Source organism: Amaricoccus tamworthensis (assembly GCF_049800875.1).
GTDB classification, from domain to species: domain Bacteria; phylum Pseudomonadota; class Alphaproteobacteria; order Rhodobacterales; family Rhodobacteraceae; genus Amaricoccus; species Amaricoccus tamworthensis.
In genome coordinates, this window is record NZ_JBNAFV010000038.1 from 1 (window position 1) to 4,026 (window position 4,026).

Annotated in this window: 3 protein-coding genes; 1 reads left to right on the forward strand and 2 read right to left on the reverse strand. The window is 60.5% G+C overall.

Annotated features, from left to right (window positions below; genetic code table 11):
• Positions 1-272: 272 nt before the first annotated feature.
• Together ACP15P_RS23070 and ACP15P_RS23075 are read right to left on the reverse strand one after the other, a co-directional pair.
• Positions 273-1,301 (reverse strand): IS110 family RNA-guided transposase, encoded by a 1,029-nt coding sequence (locus ACP15P_RS23070; RefSeq protein ID WP_028720250.1) that lies wholly within the window; start codon positions 1,299-1,301, stop codon positions 273-275.
• A gap of 238 nt (positions 1,302-1,539) precedes the next feature.
• Complete coding sequence (locus ACP15P_RS23075; RefSeq protein ID WP_424930765.1) at positions 1,540-3,267, reverse strand: helicase-related protein; 1,728 nt, start codon at positions 3,265-3,267, stop codon at positions 1,540-1,542.
• A 318-nt stretch (positions 3,268-3,585) separates the two neighbouring features.
• Between ACP15P_RS23075 and ACP15P_RS23080 the strand changes: the two genes are divergently transcribed.
• Positions 3,586-4,026: IS110 family transposase (locus ACP15P_RS23080; RefSeq protein WP_424930766.1), on the forward strand; the 441-nt coding region annotated here is incomplete at its 3' end.

Below are 4,026 nucleotides of genomic sequence, written 5' to 3' on the forward strand. Positions count from 1 at the left end.
AACCTTCTCTTGTGGATGCCGCCCTCATTTGCAAGGAATTTCTGAACATTAGACATGTGATCGAGTGCGGACTCTTGTCAGGCCTGTTAGTGCGGCCCGATAGATGCCGCTGGCCGGGATGGTGATGCGCGGACCGGGGCCAAATCTCCAACAGCGAGCTCGAAGCTCTGAGAAGGTTCCTGGTTTGCCCAACCCGGATCATGTCGATCATTTGCCCATTCGGATCATGCCTTCCTCACAACTCTGCGTTCCGTTCCTGCCGACGCGCCCGATCAGGCGGTGGCCATCACCGGATCGCGATAGTCCTCGCCGCGCGTCAGCATCGCCCAAATGCCGCGCGCCATCTTGTTGGCCAGCGCGAAGGCTGCGACCATCGGTGGCTTGCGTTCCAGCATGCGCTCAAGCCAGGGATTTTGCGGTGCGCCACGGCGCAGCGCCCAGCGGACCACCGCCATCGCGCCGGTGACAAGCAGTCGCCGGATGTCCCGCTGCCCCATCTTCGATGTTTTCCCCAGCCTCTGTTTTCCGCCAGAAGAATGTTGCCGCGGCACCAACCCGAGCCAAGCTGCAAAATCGCGGCCACGCCGGAACTGGTCCATCGGCGGCGCGAAGGTTTCGACTGCGAGCGCAGTGATCGGTCCGACACCCGGCATGGTCTGTAACTGCCGGGGCATGGCGGCCGCCCTGGACGCGGCGGCGAGCTTTGCCGAGACTGCGGTAAGGCGGGACGTCAACAGTTCGATCTGCTCCAGAACCATGCGGCAGATGTCTCGCGCCAGGTCAGGCAGGCCCGAACCAGGATCCTCGACCACCTTCGCCAGCCGCGGGATATATCCGACCCCTTCCGGCGCCACATGCCCGAATTCATAGAGGTGCGCGCGAAGGGCGTTGATCGCTTCGGTCCGCTGCTTCACGATCTGCTCGCGGGCGCGAAACGCCACCGCCCGGGCCTGTTGGGCTTCGGTCTTGGGTTCGACGAACCGCATGGTCGGACGCATCGCTGCCTCAACGATTGCTTCCGCGTCGGCGGCGTCGTTTTTCTGGCGCTTGATGAACGGTTTGACGTAATGCGGCGCAATGAGCCGGACGCTGTGCCCGTAGGCGGACAATTCCCGCGCCCAATGGTGCGCGCTGGGACACGCCTCCATCGCCACGTCGCATGCGGGATGGTCCGTCATGAATCGCGCAAACTGCAGTCGCGACAGCTTCTTGCGGAAAACAACCACCCCATCCGCTGCCGCCCCGTGCAGCTGGAACACGTTCTTTGCCAGATCGACCCCGATAATGCTAACTTCTTCCATGGATGCCCTCTCCTTCAGCTTGTGCTTCGACACCACGAGTATGGCACATCGCGATGCCGTCAGGGTGAGAGCGGCATCCACCCCATCTCCACTCTCTAAGCTGTTGTTTTAATGCACTCGACCCCTGGTTTAGATCGTCCTTTGGTTCAGTCGCGACTGGCGGCGAAACATGGCCAGACAGCCTCTCTTGCAAAACAACTGCCCCGCGCGCTGCGGTACCATGCGCCCCGCATACGTTCTACTCTGATGCCCGAGCAGCAGTCGGCAGCGAACCTGCGAGGTCGATGCCATCCACTCGATCAAGCCAGCGATGAAGCAGCGCCCAGGGGACTGCACGCCGCTTCTCCTCTGCCACAAGCGCATCTGACAGCTCCCCTATGAAACGGCTTGGGCCGACGAACTTCGAAGCGACGGAAAGGGGTAGATCGTGTGCTGTCTCGATACCTTTAGCCAAGTCCCGGATAGACTCAATCGACAGTTCGATTGCAAAGATGTCGCCAGAAACTCCGGTTGGGTTTGGAGAGAAGTTGCCGTCAGGAGCTGACCTTCGAAAAACTGCAGCAAGCAGAGTATTCAGTGTCTGCCCGCCCCAAGTCAAAAGCGTTCCGCCGTTCAATTGCCAACGAGCCGGGTCATACCCATTGAGACGTGCCAGTGCCCAGATGATGCTACGGCTAGTTGGCAGAGCAGGCCCAGTAGCCTTGATCTTGGCAAGCGGATGAGACCTTTGGGCGTTATCTCCGAGATAAGCCGCCCCATCACCCCCCGCCAGTAGCCGTCGCATTGCACCGGCGTGGAAAAGGGCTCCACCTGTGGTAGCTGCGTCCGCGTCTCGGAATGCCGTATCGCCGGTTCGAATGTCCACGACAGAGCTGCTGACCCCTCCGGCGATGACGGTATGGATCCGCCCCGCATCTCCTTCATCTATCAGCCGATCGGAAGGCACGAGTGCTCCGCGTAAGTCTACAAGACAGCCCGTCGCCAGCATGTCATGCACGACCCGAATGTGCTCATCTGTTCCAGCTTCCGCAGCCAAATGCTTCTCAGTTAAGGAACGGTCTTCACGAGTTGCTCGCCAGGCGAGGCTCAGCACCTGCTGAAACCGAACCGATGGGCGATCGTACTCATACACGTCGTCAAGGTCTCCACGGCGACCACAGTCCAGCAACGCCTGAATGAGCTGTTCGTCATCGTCTGAGCTCCGGAAGCCGACTACTCTGCAGGTCCCGGTTCGACGGTTTCCGCGACCTATCCGCTGGAGGAAGCCGTTAACGCTGCGCGGCATCTCGGCGAGCACAACGGTATCGACGTCTCCGATGTCGATCCCGATCTCTAACGTCGACGTGGCCACACAGACGCCAAACCGGTCGTTTCGCATCTGCTCCTCTACGCGCTCCCGCTGACCGGCAGGCAAGGCCCCAAAATGGAGGTGAACCGGCCACCGGGTGCCTGAGAGCTCCTCGTGAAGATGCGCCGCCATGGCGTGTGCACCATTGCGGGAATTGGTGAACACGAGCACTTTCTCAGCGCCCGCCCTCTCGAGCCAACGAGCGAGCTGCCGGGCCTTAGCCCGGTCTGCTTGTCCGGGCTCCTCCACGACGACATCGACGAGCTCCAGATCAATTTCGCGCGGCGAACCGTGAGATAGTACTTTCGCGTCTTCGCCGAGCCAGAGCGCTGCAACTGTCGGCATGTCGTCCAGCGTCGCGGTCATTCCAACGATCTGAAAACTGTCCCGCGCAGACCGCGGCGGCTTGGCCGCACTCCGGATACGAGAAATCACATGCCGTAGTTGCTGGCCGCGCGCCTGCCCGTGGAGCAGGTGGATTTCGTCCACTACCACCGATCGCACCGAATGCAGAAGTTCTGGGTGCCTAAGCTGCAGGGAGTCGAGCGCCTCCGGGGTCACCACGACACAGAAGGCCCCTTCTGCGTCGAGGCTCTCCAGGAAGCGCTGGAGCGCCATGGCCCACCGGAGATATTCAATTCCGACAGTAATAGTGTGATGGCCGTTTTCCCGCAGTTTTCCTCAGCACTTGCTGCTTTTGGTAGATTGAAAGGAAACTGGTACCGCAGGGTGTTCCAGACTTCCTGACCCAAACTCCGAGCGACCGGATTTGCGTGTCATTCCCTGGATCTGTCGGTGGCCTGCGAGCACCCTGCGGCGAGGTTCCGCCTCATCGGCGCCTGTGACCCAAGAAGGGCCTGACGCCCTGTCGCTTTACTGTCCTGTCCAGGTGTTCGGCCAAAGCGGGATCGTTTTGATCAAGCTCTGGAGGGCATCATGCCAAAAGACTACGTTCCTGACGCCACGACCTCTCCCTCAAAGATCGTCGCCGGGGTCGACACCCACAAAGACCTTCATGTTGCAGCCATCGTGGACACCCATGACCACGTGATGGCAACCGAGGCCTTTGCCAGTACACGGCATGGATACAAAAGAATGCTGACCTGGATGCTGTCATTCGGAGAACTGGAGCGCGTCGGCATTGAATGCACCGGAACATACGGGGCGGGATTGCTGCGCTATCTTCAGCATGCCGGTATCACGGTTCTGGAGGTGACGGCACCCGACAAATCCGACCGGCGGCGACGGGGCAAGGACGACGCGCTTGATGCGGTAAACGCGGCTCATGCAGCTTTTTCCGGGGTCCGAACCGTCACGCCCAAAAGCCGGGATGGCATGATCGAGGCATTACGTGTTCTGAAAACCTGCAGGAAAACA